21 protein-coding genes are annotated in these 22,391 nt (G+C 72.7%); 16 read left to right on the forward strand and 5 right to left on the reverse strand.

Annotated features, from left to right (window positions below; translation table 11 throughout):
* Nucleotides 1-59 precede the first annotated feature (59 nt).
* Together ACWAT2_RS14665 and ACWAT2_RS14670 are read left to right on the forward strand one after the other, a co-directional pair.
* A complete protein-coding gene (locus ACWAT2_RS14665; RefSeq protein WP_480049036.1) occupies nucleotides 60-2,150 on the forward strand; it encodes a M3 family metallopeptidase in 2,091 nt (696 codons plus the stop codon).
* Complete coding sequence (locus tag ACWAT2_RS14670; protein WP_480049037.1) at nucleotides 2,147-3,490, forward strand: M20/M25/M40 family metallo-hydrolase; 1,344 nt, start codon at nucleotides 2,147-2,149, stop codon at nucleotides 3,488-3,490. Before ACWAT2_RS14665 ends, ACWAT2_RS14670 begins: the two co-directional genes overlap by 4 nt.
* Before the next feature lie 81 nt (nucleotides 3,491-3,571).
* On the opposite strand, the gene ACWAT2_RS14675 is transcribed toward ACWAT2_RS14670, so the two are convergent.
* Entirely contained in the window at nucleotides 3,572-3,778 is a 207-nt protein-coding gene (locus tag ACWAT2_RS14675; RefSeq protein WP_418277005.1) for a DUF5703 family protein, read from the reverse strand.
* A 75-nt stretch (nucleotides 3,779-3,853) separates the two neighbouring features.
* Here ACWAT2_RS14675 and ACWAT2_RS14680 point away from each other — a divergent pair, with 75 nt between their 5' ends.
* Complete coding sequence (locus ACWAT2_RS14680; protein ID WP_480049038.1) at nucleotides 3,854-4,126, forward strand: primosomal protein; 273 nt, start codon at nucleotides 3,854-3,856, stop codon at nucleotides 4,124-4,126.
* A 3-nt stretch (nucleotides 4,127-4,129) separates the two neighbouring features.
* On the opposite strand, the gene ACWAT2_RS14685 is transcribed toward ACWAT2_RS14680, so the two are convergent.
* Complete coding sequence (locus tag ACWAT2_RS14685; protein ID WP_480049039.1) at nucleotides 4,130-5,098, reverse strand: aldo/keto reductase; 969 nt, start codon at nucleotides 5,096-5,098, stop codon at nucleotides 4,130-4,132.
* A 64-nt stretch (nucleotides 5,099-5,162) separates the two neighbouring features.
* On the opposite strand from ACWAT2_RS14685, the gene uppP reads away from it, so the two are divergent.
* Together uppP and mshC are read left to right on the forward strand one after the other, a co-directional pair.
* Nucleotides 5,163-6,035: an undecaprenyl-diphosphatase UppP gene (gene uppP / locus ACWAT2_RS14690; RefSeq protein WP_480049040.1), complete on the forward strand. Its 873-nt coding sequence runs from the start codon at nucleotides 5,163-5,165 to the stop codon at nucleotides 6,033-6,035.
* A gap of 18 nt (nucleotides 6,036-6,053) precedes the next feature.
* Nucleotides 6,054-7,343, forward strand: a complete 1,290-nt coding sequence (mshC, locus tag ACWAT2_RS14695; RefSeq protein WP_480049041.1) for a cysteine--1-D-myo-inosityl 2-amino-2-deoxy-alpha-D-glucopyranoside ligase — start codon at nucleotides 6,054-6,056, stop codon at nucleotides 7,341-7,343.
* Nucleotides 7,344-7,348: 5 nt separating this feature from the next.
* Here the strand turns inward: mshC and ACWAT2_RS14700 are convergent, their stop codons facing one another.
* Entirely contained in the window at nucleotides 7,349-8,206 is an 858-nt protein-coding gene (locus ACWAT2_RS14700) for a PAC2 family protein (RefSeq protein ID WP_480049042.1), read from the reverse strand.
* A 101-nt stretch (nucleotides 8,207-8,307) separates the two neighbouring features.
* Between ACWAT2_RS14700 and ACWAT2_RS14705 the strand changes: the two genes are divergently transcribed.
* Entirely contained in the window at nucleotides 8,308-9,066 is a 759-nt protein-coding gene (locus tag ACWAT2_RS14705) for an HAD family hydrolase (protein ID WP_480049043.1), read from the forward strand.
* A gap of 6 nt (nucleotides 9,067-9,072) precedes the next feature.
* On the opposite strand, the gene ACWAT2_RS14710 is transcribed toward ACWAT2_RS14705, so the two are convergent.
* Nucleotides 9,073-10,020: a RecB family exonuclease gene (locus ACWAT2_RS14710; protein WP_480049044.1), complete on the reverse strand. Its 948-nt coding sequence runs from the start codon at nucleotides 10,018-10,020 to the stop codon at nucleotides 9,073-9,075.
* A gap of 62 nt (nucleotides 10,021-10,082) precedes the next feature.
* On the opposite strand from ACWAT2_RS14710, the gene ACWAT2_RS14715 reads away from it, so the two are divergent.
* The 3 genes from ACWAT2_RS14715 to arc all read left to right on the forward strand — a co-directional run bounded on the left by ACWAT2_RS14715 (nucleotide 10,083) and on the right by arc (nucleotide 14,026).
* Nucleotides 10,083-11,228, forward strand: coding sequence for a site-2 protease family protein (locus ACWAT2_RS14715; RefSeq protein ID WP_480049045.1), 1,146 nt, complete (start codon nucleotides 10,083-10,085; stop codon nucleotides 11,226-11,228).
* A gap of 11 nt (nucleotides 11,229-11,239) precedes the next feature.
* The gene (locus ACWAT2_RS14720; RefSeq protein WP_480049046.1) at nucleotides 11,240-12,217 is read left to right on the forward strand and encodes a tRNA (adenine-N1)-methyltransferase; all 978 of its coding nucleotides are present in this window, start codon (nucleotides 11,240-11,242) and stop codon (nucleotides 12,215-12,217) included.
* Between the two features lie 159 nt (nucleotides 12,218-12,376).
* Nucleotides 12,377-14,026 (forward strand): proteasome ATPase, encoded by a 1,650-nt coding sequence (gene arc, locus ACWAT2_RS14725; protein ID WP_480049047.1) that lies wholly within the window; start codon nucleotides 12,377-12,379, stop codon nucleotides 14,024-14,026.
* Nucleotide 14,027: 1 nt separating this feature from the next.
* Here arc and ACWAT2_RS14730 read toward each other — a convergent pair whose 3' ends face one another.
* Nucleotides 14,028-15,608 (reverse strand): PP2C family protein-serine/threonine phosphatase, encoded by a 1,581-nt coding sequence (locus ACWAT2_RS14730; protein ID WP_480049048.1) that lies wholly within the window; start codon nucleotides 15,606-15,608, stop codon nucleotides 14,028-14,030.
* Between the two features lie 126 nt (nucleotides 15,609-15,734).
* Here ACWAT2_RS14730 and dop point away from each other — a divergent pair, with 126 nt between their 5' ends.
* The 7 genes from dop to hisF all read left to right on the forward strand — a co-directional run bounded on the left by dop (nucleotide 15,735) and on the right by hisF (nucleotide 22,373).
* Nucleotides 15,735-17,345: a depupylase/deamidase Dop gene (gene dop, locus ACWAT2_RS14735; RefSeq protein WP_480049070.1), complete on the forward strand. Its 1,611-nt coding sequence runs from the start codon at nucleotides 15,735-15,737 to the stop codon at nucleotides 17,343-17,345.
* A gap of 76 nt (nucleotides 17,346-17,421) precedes the next feature.
* Nucleotides 17,422-17,619 (forward strand): ubiquitin-like protein Pup, encoded by a 198-nt coding sequence (locus ACWAT2_RS14740; protein ID WP_480049049.1) that lies wholly within the window; start codon nucleotides 17,422-17,424, stop codon nucleotides 17,617-17,619.
* A 72-nt stretch (nucleotides 17,620-17,691) separates the two neighbouring features.
* Nucleotides 17,692-18,474 carry a proteasome subunit beta gene (gene prcB, locus ACWAT2_RS14745; RefSeq protein ID WP_480049071.1) on the forward strand — a complete coding sequence of 261 codons (783 nt, stop codon included), beginning with the start codon at nucleotides 17,692-17,694 and terminating at the stop codon, nucleotides 18,472-18,474.
* The gene (prcA, locus tag ACWAT2_RS14750) at nucleotides 18,471-19,190 is read left to right on the forward strand and encodes a proteasome subunit alpha (RefSeq protein WP_480049050.1); all 720 of its coding nucleotides are present in this window, start codon (nucleotides 18,471-18,473) and stop codon (nucleotides 19,188-19,190) included. The genes prcB and prcA overlap by 4 nt, the downstream gene beginning before the upstream one ends.
* An 11-nt stretch (nucleotides 19,191-19,201) precedes the next feature.
* Nucleotides 19,202-20,563, forward strand: a complete 1,362-nt coding sequence (pafA, locus tag ACWAT2_RS14755) for a Pup--protein ligase (RefSeq protein ID WP_480049051.1) — start codon at nucleotides 19,202-19,204, stop codon at nucleotides 20,561-20,563.
* 63 nt (nucleotides 20,564-20,626) lie between these two features.
* Complete coding sequence (locus ACWAT2_RS14760) at nucleotides 20,627-21,595, forward strand: FKBP-type peptidyl-prolyl cis-trans isomerase (protein ID WP_480049052.1); 969 nt, start codon at nucleotides 20,627-20,629, stop codon at nucleotides 21,593-21,595.
* A 7-nt stretch (nucleotides 21,596-21,602) separates the two neighbouring features.
* Nucleotides 21,603-22,373 (forward strand): imidazole glycerol phosphate synthase subunit HisF, encoded by a 771-nt coding sequence (gene hisF / locus ACWAT2_RS14765; protein WP_480049053.1) that lies wholly within the window; start codon nucleotides 21,603-21,605, stop codon nucleotides 22,371-22,373.
* The last annotated feature ends 18 nt before the right edge of the window (nucleotides 22,374-22,391 follow it).

A 22,391-nucleotide genomic window follows, 5' to 3' on the forward strand; every position in this document is an offset into this window, starting at 1 on the left:
GCGTGGCGACCGTGCGAAACGTTTCGTGCGCGGGCCGGGCGATGGGGTTGGATGGCGTCATGGCACTCGCTCCGGACAACCCGTTCGCCCGCCCGTCCGACCTCCCCTACGAGCTGCCGGACTTCTCGGCCGTGCGGGTCGAGCACCTGGAACCCGCGGTGCTCGCCGGCCTGGCCGAGCAGCGGGCCGAGATCGAGGCGATCGCGACCGACCCGTCGCCCGCCACGGTCGCCGGCACGCTCGAGGCCCTCGAGTGCTCCGGTCGCCTGTTGGAACGCGCGAGCACCGTGCTGTTCACGCTGGTGAGCGCCGACGCGACGCCGCAGGTCGAGGACGTGCACGCCCGCCTCGCGCCGCTGCTCGCCGCCCACCACGACGCGATCCACCAGGACGGGCGGCTGCACGCCCGCCTGCTGTCCCTGCAGGAGCGGGCCGACGCCGGCGAGATCGACCTCGCCGGCGACGAGGCGTGGCTGCTGCGCACCTGGCTCAAGGACCTGCGCCGGTCCGGGATCACCCTGGCGGACGCCGACCAGGAACGGCTGCGCGAGCTCAACGCCCGCCTGTCCGAGCTGTCCGCCGAGTTCGGGCGCCGGCTCCTGGCGGGCGAGAAGTCCTCCGGGGTGCTGCTCACCGACCCCGCCGACCTCGCCGGGCTGACCGACGACGAGGTCGCCGCGGCGGCCCAGGCCGCGACCGACGCGGGCCACCCCGGCGGCTGGCTCCTCGTCCTGCAGCTCCCCACCCGTCAGGGGGTCGTCGCCTCGCTGGCGAGCGACGCCGTCCGGGAGCGCGTCCAGCGGGCCAGCGAGTCGCGCGGCACGCACGGCGACGACCACGACACCCGCGCCGTGCTGCTGGAGATCGCACGGCTGCGCGCCGAGCGCGCCCGGCTCCTGGGCTACCCGCACCACGCCGCCTACGTCGCCGAGGACGCCACCGCGGGCAGCGCCGAGGCCGTCGCGCAGATGCTCGACCGCCTCGCCCCGCCCGCCGTCGTGAACGCCCGCGCCGAGGCCGACGAGCTGGCGGCCCACCTGCACCGGACCTCGCCGGACGCCGAGCTGCGAGCGGCGGACTGGGCGCGCCTCGCCCAGCAGGTCCGCGGCGAGCGCCGTGCGCTCGACGACGCCGACCTGCGGCCCTACCTCGAGCTCGAGCGCGTCGTGCACGACGGTGTCTTCGAGGCCGCCCGACGCCTGTACGGGCTCTCGTTCGCCGAGCGCGTCGACCTGGTGGGATACCACCCCGACGTGCGCGTCTTCGAGGTCTTCGACGCGCCCGAGCCCGGCACGCCGGGCGAAGGGCTCGGCCTGTTCCTCGCGGACTGGTACACCCGACCCACCAAGCGCGGCGGCGCCTGGATGAACAGCCTCGTCGAGCAGAACCACCTGTTCGGGCAGCGGCCCGTGGTCATCAACAACCTCAACGTGGTCAAGCCGGAGGCGGGGCGGCCCACCCTCCTCGTCTGGGACCAGGTCATCACCCTCTTCCACGAGTTCGGCCACGCGCTGCACGGGCTCCTGTCCGACGTCCGCTTCCCGTCCCAGGCGGGCACCAGCGTGCCGCGCGACTTCGTGGAGTTCCCCTCCCAGGTCAACGAGATGTGGGCCTGGGAACCGGAGATCCTGAGCTCCTACGCCGTCCACCACGTCACCGGCGAGCCCCTGCCCGCGCAGTGGGTCGACACCCTGCTCGCCGCCCGCGCCGACGGCGAGGGGTTCGCCACCACCGAGTACCTCGGCGCCGCCCTGCTCGACCAGGCGTGGCACCGGCTCGGTCCCGGCGACGTGCCCACGTCGATCGACGACGTGGCGGCGTTCGAGGACGCGGCGCTCGCTGACGCCGGGCTCGATGGCGTCCTGGTGCCGCCGCGGTACCGCACCACCTACTTCAACCACGTGTGGGGCTCCGGCTACGCCGCCGCGTACTACAGCTACATCTGGTCCGAGGTCCTCGACGCCGACACCGTCGAGTGGTACCACGAGAACGGCGGGCTGACCCGGGCGAACGGGGACGCGTTCCGCCGGCTGCTGCTCGCGCGCGGCGGCTCGCAGGACCCTCTGGACTCGTTCCGGGACCTGCGCGGGCGCGACGCCGACATCGCCCCGCTCCTGGCGCGCCGCGGACTGGGTACGGTGGCGTCGTGAGCACCCCCACCGCACCTCGCCCCGGAACCACCGCCGCCGACGAGGTCGTCGACATCTGCCGCGACCTGCTGCGGATCGACACCTCGAACTTCGGCGACGACTCCGGACCGGGGGAGCGCAAGGCGGCCGAGCACGTCGCGACGCTGCTGGCCGACGTCGGGCTGGAGCCGCAGGTCTTCGAGTCCGCGCCGGGACGCACGTCCGTCGTCGCACGCTGGGAGGGGACCGACCCGTCGCGGGGCGCGCTCGTGCTGCACGGTCACACCGACGTCGTGCCCGCCCAGGCGGCCGACTGGTCCGTGGACCCGTTCGCCGCCGAGGAGATCGACGGCATGCTGTGGGGCCGTGGCGCCGTCGACATGAAGGACATGGACGCGATGATCCTGGCGGTCGTGCGCCAGATGGTGCGCGAAGGCCGGCGCCCGGCGCGCGACGTCGTCATCGGGATGTTCGCCGACGAGGAGGCGGGCGGGGTGCTCGGCGCCCGTTGGCTCGTCGACCACCACCCGGAGCTCTTCGAGGGCGCCACGGAGGCCGTCAGCGAGGTGGGCGGATTCTCCGTCGAGGTCGGCGGACGGCGCGCCTACCTGGTCCAGACGGCCGAGAAGGGCCTCGCCTGGTTGCGCCTCGTCGCCGACGGCCGCGCCGGGCACGGCTCGCAGGTCAACCACGAGAACGCGGTGACCGAGCTCGCGGCCGCCGTCGCGCGCGTGGGCCGGCACGCCTGGCCGTACACGCTGACGCCCACGGTGGAACGCCTCCTGCGGGGCGTCGCCGACCTGACCGGTCTGCCGTTCGACCCCGACGGTGGTGCGGACCCCTCGCTGGTGGACGCCCTGGTCGCCGCGCTCGGCCCGGCCGCGAAGTTCGTCGGGGCCACCGTGCGGCACACCACCAACCCCACCCAGCTCGACGCCGGGTACAAGGCGAACGTCATCCCCGGCTCGGCGTCGGCGACCCTGGACGTGCGGACCCTGCCCGGGCACGAGGCGGAGGCGCACGAGACGCTCGCCGCGCTCGTCGGGCCGCAGGTGCGCATCGAGACGATCCACGCCGACCAGGCTCTCGAGGTGCCGTTCTCCGGTGGTCTCGTCGACGCCATGGTGGACGCCCTGCACGCCGAGGACCCGGGCGCCGCCGTGCTGCCGTACACGCTCTCCGGCGGCACGGACAACAAGTCGCTCGCACGCCTGGGCATCACCGGCTACGGGTTCGCCCCGCTGCGCCTGCCCGCCGACCTCGACTTCGCGGGCATGTTCCACGGTGTCGACGAGCGGGTGCCCACCGACGCCCTGAAGTTCGGCACCCGCGTCCTGGACCGCCTGCTGTCGACCTGCTGAGCACCGGCAGCGCAGGCCGGCGGCCTCCGCCGCGAAGAAGCCCGGGGGAGCGGCCGCACACGCCGTGCGGAACGTGTCCACTCAGAGCGTGGAGCGTGCCTTGATGATCTTGCGGCGCAGCCACACCCGTCGTTCGCCGCCGAGATAGAGGCGGCTGCGGGCCAGCTCCCAGCGTCCGTACTCGGCCTCCTCGGTGAGCATCTTGCGTGCGTCCGGCACGGAGACGTCTCTGTCGATCGTGACCACGCGGTACTCGTACTGTCCGTGCCTGCGCCAGCTGGATGCCATCGGCTCGCCTCCCGTTGCCGGTCGTTCACCGTTTTCGTGTGCCCATTGTGCCCCTCTTGGCGCTAACGTCAGAGCATGACCGCTGACCCGCGCGCCGCGTTGGACCGCTTCGTCGCTGCACTCGAGGGGCACTTCCACGCCGTCTCGACGCGGCGGGGCGACGACGACCCCGCCGTCGACGAGGCCTACGAGGTACTCGCCGACGCCTTCGAGGTGTACGAGGACTCGCTCGCCCAGGTGTACACCGAGGTGACGCCGTTCTACCTCGACGAGGACGGCGACGACGAGGACGACGACGAGGACGACGACCTCGACGACCTCGACGACGTCGAGGTCAGCGCGAGCTGAGGCCTACCAGCGCTCGGGATACCCCACGTCGATCGCGGACACGTCGTCGAGCGCGGCGTGCACCTCGCCGGGCAGCACCAGGTCCGCTGCTGCGAGCGCGCCCTTGAGCTGCAGGGGCGTGCGAGCGCCCACGACGGCGCAGGCGACCGCGGGACGGGCCAGGAGCCAGGCGAGGGCGACCTCCAGCGGCGCCCGCCCCAGGCCGTCCGCAGCGGTGGCCACGGCCTCCACGATGGCGGCCGACCCGGCGTCCTCGAGGTACTGCCCCACGAACCCGGCCAAATGGTCCGACGCCGCCCGGGAGTCGACAGGGACCGAGCGGCGGTACTTGCCGGTGAGCACGCCGCGCCCGAGCGGCGACCACGCGAGCACCCCGGTCCCGAGGTCCAGCGCGGCGGGGACGATCTCGCGCTCGATGCCGCGCTGCAGCAGCGAGTACTCCAGCTCCAGGGCCGCCAGGCCCGTCCCGTCCGACTCCAGCAGGGTCGCGGCACGCGCCGAGGCCCAGGCCGGATGGTTCGACAGCCCGACGTAGCGTGCCCTCCCCGACGAGACGGCCAGCCGCAGGGCGGAGACCGTCTCCTCCAGCGGTGTGGTCGGGTCGGGGCACGCGACGAGGAACAGGTCGACGTGGTCGGTGCCGAGCCGGCGCAGCGACGCGTCGAGCTCGCCGAGCAGACCGCCCCGGGACGCGTCGCGCCGCGGGCCGGCGGCCCCGCTGCGAACCCCAGCCTTGGTGACGAGCACCACGTCGTCGCGGGCCACCTGGCCGTCCAGCGCCTCACCCAGCACCTGCTCGGCGTCGCCGTCGCCGTACGAGGCCGCGGTGTCGACCAGGGTGCCTCCACCGTCCAGGAACGTGCGCAGGATGTCGGCCGCGTCAGCCCTGTCGGTGTCGCGTCCCCAGGACATCGTGCCGAGCCCCAGGGCGGAGACGCGCAGTCCCGCCGAGCCCACCTGCCGTCGTTCCATGCGGCGGAGCCTACCGGCGGCGTCGGTGCGGACGTCGGTACCGCGCCGGGTAGTGTGGCCGCTCGTGAGTTCCTGGGAAGCGATCCTCCTCGGCCTGGTGCAAGGCCTCACCGAGTTCCTGCCGATCTCCTCCAGCGCGCACCTGCGCATCGTGGGCGAGTTGATCGGTGGGCAGGACCCGGGGGCGCTGTTCACGGCCGTGTCCCAGATCGGCACCGAGACGGCCGTGCTGCTCTACTACCGGCGCACGATCAAGGCCGTGTGCATCGGGTGGTGGACCTCCCTGCGCGGCGACCACGGGCGCGACTGGCGCTCCCGGATGGGCGCGCACGACTCCGACGCCCGCATGGCCTGGTACATCGCGCTGGGGTCCGTCCCGATCGTGGTGCTCGGCCTGCTGTTCCAGGACGCCATCGAGACCACGCTGCGCAACCTGTGGATCACCGTCGTCATGCTGGTCGTCTTCGCGATCCTGCTCGATGTCGCCGACCGGTACGGGGCGCGGGTGCGGCACATCGATGAGCTCACCCCGAAGCGGGCGATCGGGTTCGGGCTGGCCCAGTCGCTGGCGCTGGTCCCGGGCGTCTCGCGGTCCGGCGGCACGATCACCGCGGGCCTCGCGATGGGCTTCACCCGCAAGGCAGCCGCGGACTACTCGTTCCTGCTGGCGGTGCCGGCGGTGCTGGGGTCCGGCTTCTACCAGATCGCCAAGGCCGCCGGCGGCGACGCCGCCCCCGGCTCGGCCGACGCCATGGACATCGTGCTGGCGACGCTGATGGCGTTCGTCGTCGGGTACGTCGTCCTCATCGGGTTCCTCAAGATCGTCTCGACCTACTCCTACAGGCCGTTCGTCTACTACCGGTACGGGCTCGCCGCGGTCGTCGTGATCCTGCTCCTGACAGGTGCGATCGACGCGAACTCCGGGGCGCACGTCTGACGCCGGTACCCTGAGGCCGTGCGTTCCTGGCCTCTCCCGCAGATCCCCGAGCTCCCCGCCCCCCTCGACGGCCGTCGTCCGACCGTGATGGTGCACGACACCACGACCGGTCGAGCGGTCGACGCGGCGCCAGGAGACACCGCTCGCACGTACGTGTGCGGCATCACGCCGTACGATGCGACCCACCTCGGGCACGCGGCCACGTACATCGCGTTCGACCTGCTGCACCGGGCCTGGATCGACGCCGGCAAGCAGGTCACGTACTGCTCCAACGTCACGGACGTCGACGACCCGCTCCTGGAGCGCGCGACGGCCACCGGCGTGGACTGGCGCGATCTGGCCCGCGACCAGATCGCCCTGTTCGCCGAGGACATGACGGCGCTGGGTGTCGTTCCGCCCGCGCCGTGGACCGGCGTCGTGGAGCACATGGCGCCGATCGTCGCGGCCGTGAGCCGGATGCTCGCCGACGGCACCGCGTACCGCGTGCCGGTCGAGCCGGGTGCCGGGGGCGACGACCCGGGTCTCGGCGACGTCTACGCCGACCTCGGCGCGGACTCGGCGTTCGGCGCCGTCTCCGGGTACGACGACGCCACGATGGCCGAGCTGTTCGCCGAGCGCGGGGGCGACCCTGACCGCGAGGGCAAGAAGAACCCGCTGGACCCGCTGCTGTGGCGCCGCGAGCGTCCGGGCGAACCCGCCTGGGAGGCGGGGGACCTCGGCACGGGACGACCCGGCTGGCACGTCGAGTGCGCCGTCATCGCCCAGGACGGGATCGGCCTGCCGTTCGACGTCCAGGGTGGCGGCGCGGACCTCGTGTTCCCGCACCACGAGATGTCCGTCTCGCACGGGCGCATGCTGGTCGGCCCGCACAGTGCGCCGCGGGCGCACACCCATGCGGCGCTCGTGTCCTACGACGGCCACAAGATGAGCAAGTCGCGCGGCAACCTCGTGCTCGTCTCGGCGCTGCGCCGCGACGGCGTGGACCCGATGGCGATCCGTCTCGGCGTGCTCGCGAACCACTACCGCACCGAGTGGGAGTGGACCGACCAGGTGCTGCACGACGGCGTCGCTCGGCTCGACCGGTGGCGCGCGGCGGTGTCGGGCAACGGCGCTCCTGCGGCTGACGCGCTCCTGGCGGAGCTGCGCGCGGCGATGGCCGACGACCTCGACGCGCCCCGCGCGCTCGCCGCGGTGGACGCCTGGGCGGACCGCTCCCTGGAACCGGGCCGTGACACGACGTCTGACGAGGAGGGCGCTCCCGGCGTCGTCGCGCGCGCCGTCAACGCCCTGCTGGGCGTGCGCCTGTAGGAGGCTCAGCCCTTCTCGGGGCCGGGGTCCCGACGACGCAGGTAGCGCTCGAACTCGCGCGCGATCGCCTCGCCGGAGGCCTCCGGCAGCTCGGCGGCGTCCTTCGCCTCCTCGAGCTGGTGCACGTACTCCGCGATCTCGGCGTCCTCGCCCGCGAGCTCGTCGACGCCGTGCTGCCACGCCTCGGCGTCCTCGACGAGCTCGCCGAGGGGGACGGCGGCGGCCACCAGCTCTTCGACGCGCGCCAGGATCGCCAGCGTCGCCTTGGGCGAGGGCGGGTTGGCGACGTAGTGGGGCACGGCCGCCCAGAGCGACACGGACTGGAAGCCGCGGGTGGCGGCCTCGTGCTGCAGGACCCCGACGATGCCGGTGGGCCCCTCGTACGTGCTCGGTTCGACGTCGAGCACGGCCTGCAGGCCCTCGGACTCGGTCGTCGCGGAGATCGGGATCGGGCGGGTGTGGGGCACGTCGGCCAGCAGTGCCCCGAGGGTCACCACGGTGCGGACCTCCAGCTCGTCCGCCAGGTCCAGCAGCTCGCGGCAGAACGACTTCCACCGGAACGACGGCTCGATGCCGTGCACCAGGACGACCCGACGGTCCGGCAGCTCCGCCACCGAGATCGTGGTCGTCGGCCAGGCCACGACACGGCGGCCGTCGTCCCTCGGAGTGATCGTCGGCCGGTTGACCTGGAAGTCGTGGTAGTCCTCCGGGTCGAGCTCGCGCAGCAGTGAGGCATCCCACACCTCGCTCAGGTGCTCCAGAGCCCCGCTCGCGGCCCCACCTGCGTCGTTCCACCCCTCGAACGCGGCGATCATGACGGTCTGACGTGCGGCGTGACGGCCGAACGAGGGCTCCGTGCTCATCTGGCCACCCTATACAGCGCGGTGGTGGTCGTTCCTGGCCGACACCCGCCCCCGAGGTCGGCCGGCGCGGGATCTCGGCGACCGGTGCAGGTAGCCTCGACGTGCCTGACCGTCCGCCCGCGCCACGTCTGGAGCCCACCCTGAACACCGCCGCACGTCATGCCTCCGCCGACGCCCCTGCCTCGGGATCGGACGGGCTGCCTTCCGCCGTCCTGTGGGACATGGACGGCACCCTGGTGGACACCGAGCCGTACTGGCACGAGGCGGAGTTCGCCCTGGTCGCCGACCACGGTGGCTCCTGGTCGCACGAGCAGGCGCTGGAGCTCACGGGCTGCGAGCTGACGTTCGGCGCGCAGCGGCTCCGGGAGGCCGGCGTCGACCTGTCCGTGCCACGCATCGTCGACTACCTGCTGGGCAAGGTCAGCGTCGCGGTCGCCCGTGAGGTGCCGTGGCGACCCGGTGCGCTCGACCTCCTGGACGCCGTCGTGCGCGCGGGCGTGCCCTGCGCCCTGGTGACCATGAGCTACTCCGTGCTCGCGGACGCCGTCGTCGCGCACGTGCCGGGAGCGTTCCGGACCCTCGTCACGGGTGACCAGGTCAGCCGCGGCAAGCCGGACCCGGAGGCCTACCTGGTCGGTGCCTCACGACTGGGTGTCGCCATCTCCGAGTGCGTCGCCATCGAGGACTCACCGACGGGTATCGCCGCGGCGCTCGCGTCGGGCGCGCGGACCCTCGGTGTCGAGGCCGTCCACCCGATCGTCGAGCAGCCCGGCCTGAGCCGCGCCCGCAGCCTCACGGACGTCGACCTGGGCGTGCTGCGACGCATCGCCCGCGGCGAGGTCGTCGACCTCATGCGCTGACGCGCCTCAGACGTCGACGCCGAGCCGTTCGCGGAGCTGATCGGGGGTGACGAGCGGGGGAGTGCCGCCGAACTCCGGGCACACCGCCTGGTGGGCGCACCATCCGCACAGCTTGCTGCGCTTCGGGGCGAACTCCCCCCGGCGCGCAGCGGCCTCGATCGCGTCCCAGATGCCGCGGACCTTGGTCTCGGTGACCTCGAGCTCCCGCTCGGTCGGCTGCGCGCGCAGCACCTGCCCGTCGCCGAGGTAGACGAGCTGCAGCATCGCGGGCAGCACGCCGCGCTCGCGCCACACGACCAGGCCGTAGAAGCGCATCTGGAACAGCGCCGAGCTCTCGAAACCGGGGCGCGGTGACCGGCCCGACTTGTAGTCGACCACCCGCACCATGCCGTTCGGGGCGACGTCGATCCGGTCGATGATCCCGCGCAGCAGTGGTCCGTCGTCGAGCTGGGACTCGACGCGCAGCTCGCGGGACTCGGGTTCCAGCCGGTTCGGGTCCTCCAACGTGAAGTACGTGCCCAGCAGTTTGCCCGCCGTGCCCAGCCAGTCCTCGACGGAGTTGCCCTCGGCGTCGCCGCCGGACGTGAAGAGCTGCGCGTACCGCGGTTCTGCCTCCACCAGGCGGTCCCACTCGCCCGGCAGCAGGTCGAGCGCCGCCTGCGGCGTGCGCTCGCCCAGGGGCGCGTCGTAGAGCCGTTCCAGGACGGCGTGCACCAAGGTTCCGCGTGCGGCCGCCGACGACGGCGGCTCGGGCAGGCGGTCGACCGTGCGGAAGCGGAACAGCAGCGGGCACTGCAGGAAGTCGTTCGCGCGCGACGGAGACAGCGCCGGACGGCGGGGGGGCGCGTCCGCCAAGTTGGGCGAGTCGACGTCGGGCGTGGCGTCCGGACCGCCCGCCGGGTCGGCCGTCGAGTCAGCCGCCGAGTCGGCCGTGGGGTCCGCGGTCGTCGTCATCCCGCCACCCTATGGCGCACGGCCGACACGGCCGGACCGCCGCTCCCGGATAGCCTGGAGCGGTGCCTCCCCGTTCTCCCGGCTGGACCGTCGGCCGGATCGCCGGTGCCCCCGTGGTCATCACCCGGTCCTGGGCCGTCGCCGCCGTCGTCCTCGCCCTGCTCTTCGCCCCGACGGTGCGCTCGTTCGCCCCGCGCCTGGACCTGGTCGGCGTGGTGGTGGTGTCCGCCGCGTTCGTCCTGCTGCTCTTCGGCTCGGTGTTCCTGCACGAGGTCGCGCACGCCCTGGTGGCCCGCGCCCGCGGGTACCGGGTCGACGAGCTCGCGCTGACCCTGTGGGGAGGCCACACGGCCTACACCGGCAGCGACCGACGTCCCGGCGACGTCGCCCTCGTCGCCGTCGTCGGCCCCCTGACGAACCTGGCGCTCGCCGCCGCGTTCTGGCTCGCCTTCGAGGCCCAGCAGCAGATGTCGGTGCCCGCGCTCCTGCTGTACGCGGGCGCTTTCTCCAACGCCTTCGTGGGCGTCTTCAACCTCGTGCCCGGCCTCCCGCTCGACGGCGGCCAGGTGCTCGCGGCGGGCGTCTGGGCGGTGACCGGCTCCCGGACGCGGGGGACGCTCGTGGCCGGCTGGGCCGGTCGCGTCGTCGGGATCGGGCTGGTCGTCGTCGCGCTCGCGTGGCCGCTGCTGCAGGGGCGCCAGGCCGACGTCTTCACCGTGATGTGGGCGGCGATCATCGGGGCGTTCCTGTGGTCAGGCGCGACCGACGCGATCCGGTCCAGCCGCCGTCACCAGCGCGTCGCCGCGCTGGACGTCGCGACGCTGTCGACCGGGGCCGTCGTCGTGCCCACCGGCGCGGGGGTCGACGCCGTCGCCGGGGCGCTGGCCTCCCGGGCGAACGCCGGCGGGGCAGAGGTCGCCGTCGTCGTGGTCGACGACGCGGGCGCCCCGCTCGGGTGGATCGACGCCCGTGCGGCGGCCGCCGTGCCGCCCGACGTCGCGGCGGCGACCCCGGTGGACGCGGTCCTGGTCCCGTTCACGGCCGGTTCCGCGGTCCAGGCGCACGAGTCCGGACCCGACCTGCTCGACCACCTGGCCCGCACCTCGGGCGGTGCTCGTGTCGTCCCGGTGCTCGACGGCGTCCGGGTGAGCGGCGTCCTGGACGTCGCCGGGGTGGCGGCCGCGCTGCGTCCGCCCGGTCGAAAGTAGACTGGTCGACCGTGACTTCCTCCTCCGCCACCGGTGCCGACCTGCGGCGTGGTCCGCTGCGCGTCGGCGACAAGGTCCAGCTCACCGATCCCAAGGGTCGGATGCACACGATCACGCTCGCCGAGAACGCGACCTTCCACACCCACAAGGGCTACTTCCGCCACGAAGAGCTCATCGGACGGCCCGAGGGCTGGGTGGTGACCAACACCGCCGGCATCGAGTACCTCGCGCTGCGTCCGCTGCTGAGCGACTTCGTGCTGTCGATGCCCCGGGGCGCCGCCGTGGTCTATCCCAAGGACGCCGGCCAGATCGTCCAGATGGCCGACATCTTCCCCGGTGCTCGCGTCGTCGAGGCCGGCGTGGGCTCCGGCGCGCTGACGATGTCGCTGCTGCGCGCCGTCGGCGACGCGGGCGAGCTGCACTCCATCGAGCGGCGCGAGGACTTCGCCGCCGTCGCGCGCGGCAACGTCGAGGCGTTCTTCGGCGGTCCGCACCCCGCGTGGCAGCTGCACACCGGCGACCTCGCCGATCGTGTGCACGACGTCGTCGAGCCTGGTTCGGTGGACCGCGTGGTGCTCGACATGCTCGCACCCTGGGAGAACATCGACGCGGTGGCGAGCGTGCTCGCCCCGGGCGGGGTGCTGATCTGCTACGTCGCCACGGCCACCCAGCTCTCCCGCACCGCCGAGGACCTGCGGTCCGACGGCCGGTTCGCCGAGCCGAGCGCCTGGGAGTCCATGGTGCGCGGCTGGCACCTCGAGGGCCTGGCGGTGCGCCCCCAGCACCGGATGATCGGGCACACCGGCTTCCTGGTCAGCGCGCGGCGTCTGGCCGACGGCGTGGAGCCGCCGGAGCGCAAGCGACGCCCGGCCAAGGGCGCCCACCCCGCCCCGGACGACACCTGGACCGAGGAGGACCTCGGCGAGCGGCCGGTGTCCGACAAGAAGATCCGCAAGGTGCGGCGCGAGGTCGGCCAGGCCCCGGACTGAGGTTTCGACCAGGTCACGGTCCGGTCTGGATCCTGTGAACGTCGCGACCGGTCCGTGAAATGGTCGACGCGATGTCGGCGTTGAGCCGTAAGGTGCTGTTTCCGGGGGCGCCTCCGTGACAGCGGAGGGCGTCACCCGGGCCGTACGAGAGGGGACGCGATGACCGACCACCCTGTCCGCCCGGAAGGTACGCCCGCGCCGTCGGGCCGCGACGCCCAGGCCGCGCTGCTCGCCGCGAAGAACGAACGCCTCGCCGAGGCCCTGCGCGCCGCCCGCGACCAGATCGTCGAGCTGAAGAAGCAGATCGACGACCTGTCGAAGCCGCCGGGGACGTACGCCGTGTTCCTCGGCGCGCACGACGACGGTTCGGTCGACGTGATGTCGTCCGGGCGCAAGATGCACGTCCAGGCGAGCCCGGGGCTCGCGCTCGACGAGCTCGCCCCCGGCCAGGAGGTCAAGCTCAACGAGGCCATGACGGTGGTGTCCGCCGGCGGCTTCGAGCGGATCGGTGAGCTGGTCACGGTCAAGGAGATCCTCGACGGGTCGCGCGTGCTGGTGGTCGGTCGCGCGGACGAGGAACGAGTGGTGCGCCTGGCCGGCTCCGTCGCGGACGCGCCCCTGCGCGTCGGCGACTCCCTGACCGTCGACGTGCGCAGCGGCTTCGTCTTCGAGGTCGTGCCCAAGTCCGAGGTCGAGGAGCTCGTCCTGGAGGAGGTGCCCGACATCGCCTACGAGGACATCGGCGGTCTCGGGCCGCAGATCGAGGCGATCCGGGACGCGGTCGAGCTGCCGTTCTCCCACCCCGACCTGTTCCGCGAGCACGGGCTGCGCCCGCCCAAGGGTGTGCTGCTGTACGGCCCGCCGGGTTGCGGCAAGACGCTCATCGCCAAGGCGGTCGCGTCGTCGCTCGCCAAGATGGTGGCGGACAAGCGCGGCGGCGACCCGAACGCGAAGAGCTACTTCCTCAACGTCAAGGGTCCCGAGCTGCTCAACAAGTACGTCGGCGAGACCGAGCGGCACATCCGCCTGATCTTCGCCCGGGCCCGCGAGAAGGCGTCCAAGGGCATGCCGGTCGTCGTCTTCTTCGACGAGATGGAGTCCCTGTTCCGCACCCGCGGCACGGGGCTGTCGTCCGACGTCGAGACCACGATCGTGCCGCAGCTCCTGGCGGAGATCGACGGTGTGGAGCGCCTGGACAACGTCATCGTCATCGGTGCCTCGAACCGCGAGGACATGATCGACCCGGCGATCCTGCGCCCGGGCCGGCTCGACGTGAAGATCAAGATCGAGCGCCCGGACGCCGAGGGTGCCAAGGAGATCTTCGCGAAGTACCTCACCGCGGACCTGCCGATCCACGCGGACGACCTGGCCGAGCACGACGGCAACCGTGCCGCGGTGGTCGAGGCCATGATCCGCTCGGTCGTCGAGCGCATGTACGCCCAGGACGAGGACAACCAGTTCCTCGAGGTCACCTACGCCTCCGGCGACAAGGAGGTCCTGTACTTCAAGGACTTCAACTCCGGAGCGATGATCCAGAACGTCGTGGACCGCGCGAAGAAGTCGGCGATCAAGGACTTCCTCTCCAGCGGCAGCCGCGGCATCCGTGTCGAGCACCTGCTCAGCGCCTGCGTGGACGAGTTCCAGGAGAACGAGGACCTGCCGAACACGACCAACCCGGACGACTGGGCTCGCATCAGCGGCAAGAAGGGCGAGCGCATCGTCTTCATCCGCACGATCGTGCGCAAGAAGGGCGAGAACGGCGCCCCGCGCACCATCGACACGGTCAACTCGACGGGCCAGTACCTGTAGGTCAGGCGGGGCGGTAGACCACCAGCGCGACGTCGTCGCGGGCCACCTCGGGCAGCATCTCCTGCAGGAGGCGGTCGGGCACGTCCTCGAGTCTCGCTGCGCGGCCGACCCGGACGGCGACCTCCTCGAGCCGGTCCAGCCCCGCAGCGAGGCTCTCGCCGCGGCGCTCGACCAGCCCGTCGGTGTACAGCAGCACCGTGTCGCCGACGGTCAGCGACGCCTTGTGCTCGGGGCGCGCCCCGGTCGGCAGGGTCAGCGGCGTGCAGCGGGCCTCGTCGAGCCGGTGACAGGTGCCGTCGGTCTGGACGAGCAGGCCGGGCGGGTGCCCGGCGCTGGAGTACGTCAGCGTCATGGTGCGCGCGTCGAAGACCCCGCAGAACACGGTCGTGAACTCCGCGCCGGGCACCGTGCGGGCGAACCCGTCGAGCTCCTCGAGCGTCTCGGCAGGGCCGTACCCGGCCATCATCAGCGCCCGGCCGGCGCTGCTGAGCCGTCCCATGGCGGCGGCCGCGCCCACGCCGTGACCGACGCAGTCGCCCACGACGAGCCCGAACCTGCCGCCCGGCAGCTCGACCACGTCGAACCAGTCGCCGCCGACGGTGAGGCTGTCGTCCGCCGGGCGGTAGCGGGTCTGCCAGTGGGGGGAGTCCAGGGTGCCCGGCACCATCGCGCGCTGCAGGGCGTCGCTCACGGTGCGCACGCTCGCCATCCGTCGCCGGTGCTCGGCGGCGTCGTTCAGCGCCGTGCCGATGGTGCGCGCGAGCAGTTCGAGGAACGTGCGCTGGCTGTCGTCGAACGGGCGCCGAGGGTTGCCGTGCAGCACCAGGACCCCGGGGTCCGGTCCGTCGCCGACCCTCGTGACCAGCACGCCGTCGCGCCACGACGGCACCCCGTGGCGCCGCACCCTGGCGACGTCGGCGCCGGCGACGGCCAGGTCGCCGCCGCTGGTGGAGATCCGGGCGCCGTCGAGGTGGAGGTGGGCGGAGGTGACGTCCTCGCTGTCCCCGAGGACGTCGACGGCGATGCGGGCGACGTCGCTGGTGAGGTCGCGGTGGCCGTGCAGCGCGGTGGAGAGCCGGCCGAGGGTCGCCAGCCGACGACGGTCGACCACCTGGTCGGTGGTCTCGGTGGCGATGTCAATGACGCCCCGCACCACGCCGTCGTCGTCCCGTAGCGGGCTGTAGGAGAAGGTGAAGCGGGTCTCCTCGACGAACCCGGAGCGCTCCATCCACAGCAGCATGTCGACCGACCAGGTCGGTCGGCCGGTCGTGACGACCTCGTCGAACAGCGGTCCGATGTCGTGCCAGATGTGCCCCCACAGATCCGAGGCCGCGGCACCCATGGCGCGAGGGTGCAGCTCGGTGCCGAGCATCTCGCGGTAGCCGTCGTTGTAGATCATCGTGAGCTCGGGCCCCCACGTGACCAGCACGGCGAACCGCGTGCTGAAGCAGAGCTCGACGGCGCGCCGCAGCGGCGCGGGCCACGTCCGCGGGTCACCCAGGGGGGTCCGCGACCAGTCGACCTCGCGCGCGAGGGACGCGCACTCGCCCTCACGGAGGGCGGAATCGAACCAGCCGGGCACGCACCGATTCTAGAACCGGCCGGGGCCAGGCCCCGACACGCCTGGATCCCGCCGTCCGCGGCGGGTCGGTGCCGCCGGGACGTCAGGCGCGACGCATAGGGTGGCGTCGTGACCGTGCGACGCGTGATGGGGATCGAGACCGAGTACGGGGTCCTGTCCCCGGGACGACCGATGGCCAACCCGATGCTGATGAGCTCGCAGGTGGTGACGACGTACCGGGCCTCGGTCCAGGGTGGTCGGCCCGGCCACCCGCCGGCGCGATGGGACTACGTGGACGAGGATCCGCTGGCGGACGCTCGGGGCTTCCACCTGCAGCGCGCCTCGGCGCACCCCTCGCTCCTCACCGACGATCCGGACGCCCCGGCGCCGTCGGGCCCGACGGCGGGGTCCGCGACGGAGGACCTCGCGCGTCCCGACGTCGAGGAGTACGACGACCCCAGCGCCGCGAACTGCATCCTCACCAACGGTGCGCGGCTGTACGTCGACCACGCCCACCCGGAGTACTCCTCGCCGGAGGTGACGAACCCGCGCGACGCCGTCGTCTGGGACGTGGCCGGTGAGCGCGTCATGCTCGCCGCGACCCGCCGCCTCACCGCTGTACCGGACGCGGCCGTCGTCCTGTACAAGAACAACATCGACGGCAAGGGGGCCAGCTACGGCACCCACGAGAACTTCCTCGTGGACCGCAGGCTGCCGTTCTCCACGCTCGTCGAGCTCCTCACGCCGTTCCTCGTCACCCGCCAGGTCTTCACCGGGTCCGGGCGCGTCGGTCTCGGACCCACGGGGGACGAGGCCGGCTTCCAGCTCTCGCAGCGCGCGGACTACATCGAGGCCGAGGTCGGTCTGGAGACGACGCTGCGCCGTCCCATCGTGAACACCCGCGACGAGCCGCACGCCGACCGGACACGGTGGCGCCGCCTGCACCTGATCATCGGCGACGCCAACCACCTGGAGGTCGCGACGTTCCTCAAGCTCGGCACGACGTCGGCCGTGCTGTGGGTCCTGGAGAACCTCGACGCGCTCGCGTCGACGGGCGTCGACGCCCGGGCGGAGCTCGGTCGCCTGCGCCTGGCCGACCCGGTGGACGCCGTGCAGCGGGTCTCGCGCGACGTCGCCCTGTCCGGCCGGCTCGAGCTCGCCGACGGCACCACCCTGTCGGCCCTGGAGATCCAGCAGCGTTACGTCGACGTCGTCGCGCGGGCACTGGCGGCGCTCGGCACCGACGACGAGAGCGACGTCGTGGTGCGACGGTGGCGGTCGGTCCTCGACCGCCTCGCCGTCGACCCGGGGTCGTGCGCCCGCGAGGTGGAGTGGGTGGCCAAGCTGCGGCTCCTGGAGCGCATGCGCGAGCGCGACGGGCTCGCCTGGGACCACCCGCGGCTGCGCGCGCTCGACCTGCAGTGGTCGGACGTCCGTCCCGAGCGCGGCATCTACCACCGCCTCCTGGCCGCCGGCGCCGTGGAGCGTCTCGTGGCGGAGGACGAGGTGGGCCGCGCGGTGCACCACCCGCCCACGGACACCCGGGCCTGGTTCCGCGGTGAGGTGATGGAGCGCTACGCGGACGAGGTGTCCGCGGCCAGCTGGGACTCCGTCATCTTCGACGTTGCCGGCGCGGCCTCGCTGCAGCGCGTGCCCATGCCGGACCCGCTGCGGGGGACGGAGCAGCACATCGGGGCCCTGCTCGACGCCAGCCCGGACGCCGCATCGCTCCTGGCGGGTCTGCGCGGCGACACGTGAGCACCCGGGCGCGCGCCGTGGCCCGGACGACATAGGCTGACCACACCCGCACGGGGTACGACGAAGGAGGCGGACCATGGCCGGTCAGGAACGGATCTCGGGACAGCACGACGACCGCACGCCCGACGAGGAGCCTCAGGACCCGCCGCCCGCGGCCCCGCAGACGTCGGAACGCGACGCCGAGGTCGACTCGCTGCTGGAGGAGATCGACGAGGTGCTGGAGTCCAACGCCGAGTCCTTCGTGCGCGGCTTCGTGCAGAAGGGCGGGCAGTGAGTGCCCACGTCAGCCGCTGACGCCACCGGCCGGCTCCCGGACGCGTTCCTGCGCCCGGGGTCGAGCTCGTTCATGGAGTTCCTCTCCGAGCACTCGCCCCAGCTCCTGCCCGGACGCCGCACCACCTCGGGCACCGTTCCCGCGGCGGACCTGGCGCCGCACGCGACGACGATCGTGGCGCTGACCTTCGGCGACGACGAGTCCGGCCGGGGGATCGTGCTCGCTGGCGACCGCCGCGCCACCATGGGGCACATGATCGCCTCGCGCGAGATCGAGAAGGTGTTCCCGGCCGACGAGTTCTCGGCGGTGGGGATCGCCGGTTCGGCGGGCCTGGCCGTGGAGCTCGTGCGCCTCTTCCAGCTCGAGCTCGAGCACTACGAGAAGATCGAGGGCTCGCTGCTGTCCCTGGACGGCAAGGCCAACCGGCTCGCCACGATGATCCGCGGCAACCTCCCGATGGCGATGCAGGGCCTGGCCGTCGTGCCGCTGTTCGGCGGGTACGACCTCGATCGGGGCACCGGCCGGCTCTTCAGCTACGACGTCACCGGCGGTCGCTACGAGGAGCACGAGCACCACTCGGTCGGCTCGGGCTCGGTGTTCGCGCGCGGCGCGCTGAAGAAGCTGTGGCGCCCGGGCCTCGACGCCGCCGGTGCGGTCGCCGTGGCGGTCGAAGCCCTTTACGACGCCGCCGACGACGACAGCGCGACCGGCGGTCCGGACCCGGTGCGGCGCATCTGGCCGGTCGTGGCCACCGTCACGGCGGGCGGCTACGACCGGGTCGGTGACGACGCGCTGGCCGAGGTCGTGGCCCAGATCGTCGCGGTGCGTTCCGGTGCAGGGGGTGGTCGCGCATGAGCATGCCGTTCTACGTCTCGCCCGAGCAGCTGATGAAGGACCGGGCCGACTTCGCGCGCAAGGGGATCGGCCGCGGGCGTTCCGTCGTCGTGCTCGCCTACGACGACGGCATCGCGTTCGCCACGGAGAACCCGTCGCGCGCGCTGCACAAGATCTCGGAGATCTACGACCGCATCGCGTTCGCCGCGGTGGGCAAGTACAACGAGTTCGAGAACCTGCGGGTCGCGGGCGTGCGCTATGCCGACCTGCGGGGCTACTCCTACGACCGTGCCGACGTCGCGGCCCGGGGTCTCGCCAACGCCTACGCGCAGACCCTCGGGACGGTCTTCACGACCGAGTCGAAGCCGCTCGAGGTCGAGCTCGTGGTGGCCGAGGTCGGAGACTCGCCGGCAGCGGACCAGATCTACCGGCTGACCTACGACGGTTCGGTCGCCGACGAGCACGGGTTCGTGGTGATGGGCGGTCAGGCCGACCAGCTCACGACCCGCGTCAAGGAGTCCTGGACCGAGGGGATGGACCTGGGTGCCGTGCTGCGGCTGGCGGTGCGGACGCTCGGCGCCGTCGCGGCGGACGGCAGCGTGTCCGCCGAGGGCGGGCGCGAGATCCCTGCGAGCGGCCTCGAGGTGGCGGTGCTGGACCGGCGGCGTCCGCGTCGGGCGTTCCGACGGCTGCAGGGCGAGGTGCTCGCCGGCCTCCTGGCCGACGGCGACGAGTGAGGGGGCAGTCCATGGACCGACGGATCTTCGGGCTCGAGACCGAGTACGGCGTCACGTGCGCGGCCGACGACGGGCGAGGACTGAGCGCCGACGAGGTGGCGCGCTACCTGTTCCGCAAGGTGGTGGCGTGGGGCAGGTCGTCGAACGTGTTCCTGCGCAACGGCTCGCGGCTCTACCTCGACGTCGGGTCCCACCCCGAGTACGCGACCGCGGAGTGCGACGACGTGCGCCAGCTCGTCGCGTACGACCGGGGCGGGGAGCGGATCCTGGAGGGTCTGGTCGCCGACGCCCAGCAGCGGCTCGAGCACGAGGGCCTGCCCGGCAAGGTGCACCTGTTCAAGAACAACACCGACTCGGCGGGCAACTCCTACGGGTGCCACGAGAACTATCTCGTGCGGCGCCAGGGTGACTTCTCGCGCCTGAGCGACGTGCTGGTGCCGTTCCTCATCACCCGTCAGGTCCTCACCGGAGCCGGCAAGGTGCTGGCCACGCCCCGTGGCGCCACCTACTGCCTGTCTCAGCGGGCCGACCACATCTGGGAGGCAGTCTCCAGCGCGACGACGCGTTCGCGCCCGATCATCAACACCCGCGACGAGCCGCACGCGGACGCCGAGCATTACCGCCGGCTGCACGTCATCGTCGGCGACTCGTCGATGTCGGAGACGACGACGATGCTCAAGGTCGGCGCGACCGACCTGGTGCTGCGTCTCATCGAGGCCGGCGTGCCGATGCGAGACCTGTCCCTGGAGAACCCGATCCGGGCGATCCGGGAGATCAGCCACGACGCGAGCGGACTCCACCCTGTCCAGCTCGCGAACGGGCGGACCGCGACGGCGGTGGAACTGCAGGGCGAGTACTTCCAGCGGGTCCGCGAGCACGTGGACGCCCATCTGGACGCGACCCCGCAGATCAAGGCCGTCCTCGACCTCTGGGAGCGAGGGTTGCGGGCCCTGGAGTCCGGTGACCTCACCCTGGTCGACCGGGAGCTCGACTGGGTCATCAAGCTGCGACTCATCGACCGCTACCGCGCCAAGCACGGACTGGAGATGGACGACCCCCGGGTGGCGCGGCTCGACCTGGCCTACCACGACATCTCCCGCACCGAAGGGCTGTACAACCTGCTGGCCGCACGCGGCATGGTGGAACGTGTCGTGACGGACCTCGAGGTGTTCGAGTCGACGGCGGTGCCGCCGCAGACGACGCGCGCGAAGCTCCGCGGGGACTTCGTCCGGGCGGCTCAGGACGCACGGCGCGACTACACCGTGGACTGGGTGCACCTGAAGCTCAACGACCAGGCGCAGCGAACGGTGCTCTGCAAGGACCCGTTCCGCAACGTCGACGAGAGGGTCGAGCGGCTCATCGAGTCCATGTGAGCCACCGCAGCCCGGCCCCGGGCGGTTGCCGGGGGCTCCGGCGCATCGTGGCAGACTGTGCCGGTGCCGTCCCCCCGCCTGCGATCGATCGCCGCCCTGTGCGCGGTGCTCCTGACTGCCGGGTGCTCGGGCTCGGTCCTGGACGACCTCGCTCCGGCCTCCGTGCCGACGCAGGCCCCGGTGGCGGTCAGCGGCCCGGCGGGCGAGGTGCCGGTGCTGGAGTACCCCCAGCCCTACGACGTGGTGCGGGCAGGTTCCCGCACCCTGCGACCTGGCACCGGGGACGTGCTGTCGAGCGGCGACGACGTGCTGCTGAACATGTACGCCGAGGACGGCCGTGACGGCAGCGTCATCACCTCGACCTACCAGGACGCACCCGCCTGGTACACCTTCTCCGCGGATTCGCTCGGTCAGAACGTCTACGACTCGTTGCGCGGCAAGCGCGTGGGTGCTCGGGTGCTGGTGATCGACTCGAACGACGGCGTCCCCGTGGTGCTGGTGATCGACGTGCTGCCGACCCGAGCCGACGGAGCGGCCGTCGACCCGGCGAAGGGACTGCCGAAGGTGGTGCGGTCCGCCGACGGAGAGCCCTCCGTGGTCGTCCCGGACGGCAAGCCTCCGAGCGAGCTCGTGGTCCAGCCGCTCGTGCGCGGCGACGGACCGCAGGTCGAGGTCGGCCAGGTCGTCACGGCGCGGTACGTGGCGGTGCGCTGGAGCGACGGGTCGGTCGTGGACTCGAGCTGGGCGCCCGGCGTCGCACCCCAGTCGGAGACGATCGGGATCGGTCGGCTCGTGGAGGCCTGGGACCAGGGCCTGCTGGAACAGTCGGTGGGGACGCAGGTGCTGCTCGTCGCGCCACCGGAGCTGGCGTACGGCGGTACCAACAGCGACCTCGCCGGCGAGACGATCGTGTACGTCGTCGACATCCTCGACGCGCGCTTCCAGGTGGCCGAGGAGGCCCCGCCCGACGTGGCCGACGAGGACGCCGACGAGGCGGGCTCCGGGGCCGACGAGACCACCCCAGGAGAGTGAGTACCTCATGACCGTGTCCGTCCGGGTCATCCCGTGCCTCGACGTCGACGCCGGGCGCGTCGTCAAGGGCGTCAACTTCGTCAACCTGCGCGACGCGGGCGACCCCGTCGAGCTCGCCTCCCGCTACGACGCCGAGGGGGCGGACGAGGTCACTTTCCTCGACGTCTCGGCGTCGTCCGGCGAGCGGGCCACGATGATCGACGTCGTGCGCCGCACGGCGGAGCAGGTCTTCGTCCCGCTGACGGTCGGGGGCGGGGTGCGCTCCACGGACGACGTGGACCTCCTGCTGCGTGCCGGGGCCGACAAGGTCGGCGTGAACACGGCGGCCATCGCCCGGCCGGAGCTGATCTCGGAGATCGCCGACCGGTTCGGCAACCAGGTACTCACCCTGTCCGTCGACGCCCGCCGGGTGACCGGCGAGACGCGGACGCCCTCGGGGTACGAGGTCACCACCCACGGCGGGCGCCGCGGTACCGGGATCGACGCCGTCGAGTGGGCCGAGCGCGCCGCAGGTCTCGGCGCGGGGGAGATCCTGCTCAACTCGATGGACGCGGACGGCACGACCGGTGGTTTCGACCTGGAGATGCTGGGTGCGGTGCGCGAGCGCGTCACGGTGCCGCTCATCGCCTCCGGCGGTGCCGGCACCCCGGAGCACTTCGTCGAGGCTGCCCGTGCCGGGGCCGACGCGCTCCTGGCGGCGAGCGTCTTCCACTTCGGCGCGCTGACGGTCTCTCAGGTCAAGGACGCGATGCGCGAAGCGGGCGTCGAGGTGCGCTGAGCGGCCTCGCCGCACCGT

It is taken from the genome of Isoptericola sp. GX10416 (genome assembly GCF_056590155.1).